Source organism: Nonomuraea lactucae (genome assembly GCF_003313395.1).
GTDB lineage: Bacteria > Actinomycetota > Actinomycetes > Streptosporangiales > Streptosporangiaceae > Nonomuraea > Nonomuraea lactucae.
In genome coordinates this window covers 1-5,752 of sequence record NZ_QNFZ01000832.1, presented here as the reverse complement: position 1 = coordinate 5,752, position 5,752 = coordinate 1, and the positions used below count along the sequence as shown (strand labels likewise).

The 5,752-nt window shown below is 73.3% G+C and carries 5 protein-coding genes; 3 read left to right on the top strand and 2 right to left on the bottom strand.

Annotated features, from left to right (window positions below; translation table 11 throughout):
* Positions 1-877: terpene synthase family protein (locus DQW85_RS28915; protein WP_113703020.1), on the top strand; the 877-nt coding region annotated here is incomplete at its 5' end.
* 105 nt (positions 878-982) lie between these two features.
* Here the strand turns inward: DQW85_RS28915 and DQW85_RS28910 are convergent.
* Entirely contained in the window at positions 983-1,945 is a 963-nt protein-coding gene (locus DQW85_RS28910) for a DUF5937 family protein (protein ID WP_240197495.1), read from the bottom strand.
* A 66-nt stretch (positions 1,946-2,011) separates the two neighbouring features.
* On the opposite strand from DQW85_RS28910, the gene DQW85_RS28905 reads away from it, so the two are divergent.
* Complete coding sequence (locus tag DQW85_RS28905; protein WP_205315492.1) at positions 2,012-3,220, top strand: MDR family MFS transporter; 1,209 nt, start codon at positions 2,012-2,014, stop codon at positions 3,218-3,220.
* 154 nt (positions 3,221-3,374) lie between these two features.
* Positions 3,375-5,150: an NAD+ synthase gene (locus DQW85_RS28900; protein ID WP_113703018.1), complete on the top strand. Its 1,776-nt coding sequence runs from the start codon at positions 3,375-3,377 to the stop codon at positions 5,148-5,150.
* Here DQW85_RS28900 and DQW85_RS28895 read toward each other — a convergent pair.
* Positions 5,147-5,752: SDR family oxidoreductase (locus DQW85_RS28895; protein ID WP_113703017.1), on the bottom strand; the 606-nt coding region annotated here is incomplete at its 5' end. The two genes, DQW85_RS28900 and DQW85_RS28895, sit on opposite strands and share 4 nt — an antisense overlap.

The following is a 5,752-nucleotide window of genomic DNA, read 5'->3' as shown; positions in this document are numbered from 1 at the left end:
GTTGCTGCGGCTGACGGAGCGGGTGCCGGCGCTGGCCGCGCCGTGCCGCATGCATCCCGCCGTGTACGCCGTCGAGGCGGCCGTGATCGACTGGGCGCGCCGGACGGGGCTGCGCGCCGACCCGGGGGTCGGGTTCCACCGCATCGCCGGGCGGGCGTTCGCCGAGTTCGACGCCGCGGCGGCCGCCCTGTTCGCGCAGTGGCTGACGTGGCTGTTCCACCTGGACGACGAGATGGACGAGGGGCCGGGGCGCCTGGAGATCTTCCAGGGCGTGCTCGCGGGCCGGGCGTCCCATCCGCTGGAAGCGGCGTTCGCCGACCTGTGGCGGGTGACGAGCGCGCGGATGAGCGACCGGTGGCGGGCCAGGTTCGCGGTGAACCTGCGCCGCCAGCTCGACGCCTGCCGCATCGAGGCGGCGAACCGGGCCGCGGGCCGGATCCCGACGCTGGAGCAGTATCCGGCGCTGCGCAGGGGGACCGTCGGCCCGTACCTCTACGACCTGGTGGAGCCGTGCCTGCGGGTGGAGGCGCCGGCGTGGCTGCACGGCTGCGAGCCGTGGCGGGATCTGGTCGACTCCTGCAGCGACGTCACCGCCTGGTGCAACGACGTGGCCTCGCGGCCGAAGGAGCGCGGCGACGGGCACAACCTGGTCGTGATCGCCATGCACGAGCTGGGACTGGACCAGCGGCAGGCCGTGGCCTGGGTGCTGGACCGGATCGCCGAGCGCTGCGCCGACATGCGCCTGGCCGCCAGGCGGCTGCCGCTCGACGAGCTGGGGCCGCGTGCGGCCAGGGACGTCAGCAAGGTGGCGTGCGCGTACCTGGCGGCGCCGCGCGCCCACATCGACTGGCTGGTGGAGTCGGCCAGGTACGCCTGAACACCCCCGTCGAAAGGCGTATCGGGCGCAGGCCCGGCTCAGGAGGCGTGCAGGGCGTCCGCCGTACAGCCTCAGGAGGCGTGCAGGCTCAGGAGGCGTGCAGCCTCAGGAGGCGTGGCAGGCGAGCGCGTCGCCGGTGGGGGTGCGGCGGTAGACGACCTCCTTGCCCAGGCGCATCCCCACGGCGAGCCCGCTGCCGCTGAGCACGCCCAGGTGCTGGCTGACCGCCCCCGGTGTGATGGCCATCCGGCGGGCCAGCGCCGACGTGGTGCTCGGCTCGGCCAGCGCCAGCAGGATCTGCGCCCTGCTCCGGCCGATGAGGGCGGCGAGCGCGCCGGGCGCGGGCGGCGGCCCCTCCTCCCACAGGGTGCCCACCCCGGCCACGGGGTAGACGAGCGTCGACTGGTACGGGGCCGACATGACCGCCGTCGACGGCCAGAAGAACGCGCTCGGCACGAGCACCAGCCCGTCGCCGTGCAGCTCCTCCAGGGTGCACAGCCACGGCCGCTCGATGACGAGCCGCTCCCCCGTCCACGTCACGGACGGATCCAGGGCGGCGAACAGCTCCCGGGCCCCGCCCTGCGCGAGCTGCCGCGACCTGCGCAGCACGTCGCGCTCCAGCAGGGCGTAGACGCGGGGCCAGAACTCTGCGAAGCACGCCTCCCAGTACGCCTGGAGCGTGCCCGCCACCCTGGCCAGGCCCGCCGCCGGGTCTCCCCTGAACCGCTCGATCGCCGGCCGGTCCTCGCTCACCACCTCGCCGGCCTCGGCGGCGGCGCGTTCGGGCGGCGTACGCCGTACGCGCTCCAGCTCGGCGGCGAAGTCGGGCAGCGGCGTGTCGGGCGGCGGGGTGAGGAAGTCGGGCAGGTAGCCGGTCGGCGGGACGAGCGCGAGCAGCTCGGCGAGGTCGATGCCGGCCAGCCGGGGCCGGATGCACTTGATCCACGGCAGGTGGACCGACTGCCTCGCCGGGTCGCGCAGCGTGCGGAGGCTGGCCACCAGCTCCCACATCGGCGAGAACGCGAACCGGATCCGCGCCACGTCCACCGGCTTCATCACCCAGGTCACGGCCACACCTTTTAGTGTGCACTAAATCATTGGCCCGGCGGGTCCCAGGGAGCTCACCCTTGACCCGTGACCACGACGCTCCTGCCCAAGCCGGGATTCCTGCGATCCGCCGTCGGGGGGCTGCCCCGCCCGTTCTGGGCCCTGTGGAGCGGCACCCTCGTGAACCGCCTGGGCAGCATGGTCATGCCGTTCACCGGCGTCTACCTGACGCAGGCGCGCGGCCTGCCGGTGGCGGCGGCCGGGGTGGTCATGGCGGTGTTCGGCGCCGGGTCGCTGATCTCGCAGTTGCTGGCCGGCGTGCTCACCGACCGGATCGGTCGCCGGGCCACGCTCGGCGGCGGCATGCTGGCCACGGCCGGGGCGCTGCTGGCGCTCGGTTACAGCACCTCGCTGCCGGCCATCACGGCGGCCATGTTCGTGCTGGGCCTCGTGGTCGACGCCTACCGGCCGGCCTCCAGCGCGCTGGTCGCCGACCTGGTCTCACCCGCCGAACGGCCGCGCGCCTTCGGGCTGCTGTTCTGGGCGATCAACCTCGGCTACGCGCTCGGCATGACCGCCGGCGGCTGGCTGGCGGGGACCGGGTTCCTCTGGCTGTTCTGGATCGACGCCCTCACCAGCGTGGTGTTCGCGATCCTGGTCTGGCGGGCCGTGCCCGAGACCCGCCCCACGACCCGCGAGCAGGCGGGCGGCGGGTTCGGCGTGGTGCTGCGCGACCGGGTGATGCTGGGCTTCACGCTGGTCGTGCTGGGCAACGCGGTGGTGTACGCGCAGACGTTCACGGTGCTGCCGATCGCCATGACCGAGAGCGTGGGCCTGTCCACCGGCCAGTTCGGACTGGCCATGGCGCTGAACGGCGTACTCATCGTCATCGTGCAACCCCTGGTCTCCGGACGCCTGGGCCGCCTCGACCCCTCCCGCACACTGGCGGCCGGGCTGGCCGTGATGGGAGCCGGCATGGCACTGACGGCGTTCGTCACCTCCACCGGGTGGCTGGCCGCCACCATCGCCGTGTGGACGGCGGGCGAGATCATCACGGCCGGGATCTCCGGGACGATCGTCGCCACCCTGGCACCCGCACACCTGCGCGGACGGTACGCGGGACTGTTCGGCTTCGCCTGGTCGGTGGCGATGGTCGTGGCCCCGCTCCTGGGCAGCGCCCTGCTGGGCCTCGGACCGCGGGCGCTGTGGTTCGCCATCGGCGCGGTCGGGGTGGCGTCGGCGGCGGGCATGCTCGCCCTCGGCCCGGCCATCAGGCGCCGTCGGGCGACCGGCTGATCAGCCATCGGGCGGCCCGCTGGAGCCGGGGCTGGAGTCGGCCAGGCACGAGCGCCCCCGCGCGAAGCCACGGGGGCGCTCGTGCCCCGCCTGACATGATCAGGAAGGGCCGCCTACCGGAACGGTGGAAATCACACCGTACTAGGCTGTTCGCGTGGCTCAACTGCGCATTGCCCTGGCACAGACCAACCCGACCGTGGGCGATCTCGACGGCAACGCCGGCAAGCTGCTCGCCTGGACGCGCGACGCGGCCGACCGCGGCGCGCACCTGGTGGTCTTCACCGAGATGTTCCTGACCGGCTATCCGGTGGAAGACCTCGTGCTGCGCACCTCCTTCGTCGAGGCCAGCATTCGCACCCTGCGGGAGACCGCGGTCAGGCTGCGGGAGGAGGGTCTCGGCGAGCTGCCCGTGGTCGTCGGTCACGTCGACCGGGCCAACCTCGCGCCCCGCGTCGGCCAGCCCAAGGGCGCGCCGCTCGACGCCGCGGCGCTGCTGTGGCGCGGCGAGGTGGTCACGTGTACGGCCAAGCACCACCTGCCGAACTACGGCGTGTTCGACGAGTACCGCTACTTCGTCCGCGGCGACCGGCTGCCGATCTTCCGGCTGCACGGGGTGGACGTGGCCGTCGCCGTCTGCGAGGACCTCTGGCAGGACGGAGGCCCCGTCGCCGTCGTGGGCCAGGCCGGGGCCGGGCTGCTGGTGGCGCCGAACGCCTCGCCGTACGAGAAGGAGAAGGACGACGTCCGCCTGGAGCTGTGCGCGCGCCGGGCGCGTGAGGCGGGGTGCGCGCTCGTCTACGTCAACCAGGTCGGCGGGCAGGACGAGCTGGTGTTCGACGGCGACTCCATCGTGGTCGACGCCTCCGGCCGGCTGGTGGCGCGGGCCGGCCAGTTCCGCGAGGAGCTCCTGACCGTGGACCTCGACCTGCCGGTGTCCGAGGCGCGGGCCGGGCGGTTCCCGTACGACGCGGGCGACGGCTCCACGATCACGGTGGACCGGATCGTGCTGTCGTCCGACCCCGTCGCCCCGTACCCGCCGGAGCCCTCCGGCGTCGCCGAACGGCTCGACCCGCACGCGGAGGTCTACTCGGCGCTCGTGCTGGCCGTCCGCGACTACGTGGCGAAGAACGGCTTCGAGTCGGTCATCCTCGGCCTGTCGGGCGGCATCGACTCGGCGCTGACCGCCACCATCGCCGCCGACGCCATCGGCCCCGACCGCGTGCACGTGGTGCTGATGCCGTCGCGCTACTCCTCCGACCACTCCATCGGCGACGCCGAAGAGCTGGTGCGCCGCCAGGGCGTCCACTCGCGGGTCGTGCCCATCGCCGACATCGTGAACGCCTTCGAGAAGGAGATCGACCTCTCCGGCCTCTCCGCCGAGAACCTCCAGGCGCGCGTCCGCGGCATGATCCTCATGGGCCTGTCGAACGAGCACGGCCACCTGGTGCTGACCACGGGCAACAAGAGCGAGCTGGCGACCGGCTACTCCACCCTCTACGGCGACTCGGCCGGCGGCTTCGCCCCCATCAAGGACGTGCCGAAGACGATGGTGTGGGAGCTGGCCAGGTGGCGCAACGAGCACACCGACCCGTCGTTCCGCCTCCAGGCCGGGCGGCCGATCCCGGAGAACTCCATCACCAAGGAGCCGAGCGCCGAGCTCCGCCCCGACCAGCGCGACACCGACTCGCTGCCGCCGTACGAGGTGCTGGACCGGCTGCTGGACGACTACGTCGAGAAGGACATGGGCTCCGCGGAGCTGATCGCCGCCGGCCACGACCCGGCGCTGGTGACGCGCGTCATCAGGCTGGTCGACCTGGCGGAGTACAAGCGCAGGCAGTACCCGCCGGGCCCGAAGATCACCCCCAAGAACTTCGGTCGCGACCGCCGCCTTCCCATCACCAACCGCTGGCGCGAGACGACGACCGGCTAGGCGAAGCCGCCGTTGCTCGTCAGCAGTTGGCCGTTGACCCACTGTCCCTGCGGGGAGCACAGGAAGTCGACCAGGTGGGCGGTGTCCTGGGGGGTGCCGAGGCGGCCGAGCGGTGTCCGGCGGACGCAGCCCGCCCGCGCCTCGTCCGACATCCAGCCGGTGTCCACGGGCCCGGGGTTGATGACGTTGGCGCTGACGCCGAGGTGGGCGAGTTCGTGGGCGGCGGCCAGGGTGATGCGGTCCAGGGCGCCCTTGCTCGCGCCGTACGGGAGGTTGCCCGCCGTGTGGTCGCTGGTGAGGGCGATGATCCTGCCCGAGCCCGGCGGGACGGCGAAGCGGCGGCCGTACTCTCGGATCAGCAGCCAGGTGGCGCGGGCGTTGACGGCGAAGTGCCGGTCGAAGCTCTCGACCGTGGTGTCGAGAAGGCCCGAGTCGACCGATTCGGCATGGCACATGACGAGGGCGGTGACCGGGCCGAGCAGGTGTTCGGCCCGGTCGAAGACACGGGCGGGGGCCTCCGCGTCCGCGAGGTCGGCCTCGATGGCGGCGGTGGCCGCGCCGCGGGCGGCGAGGTCCCGGCTGATCGCGCCGGTCGCGCCGGG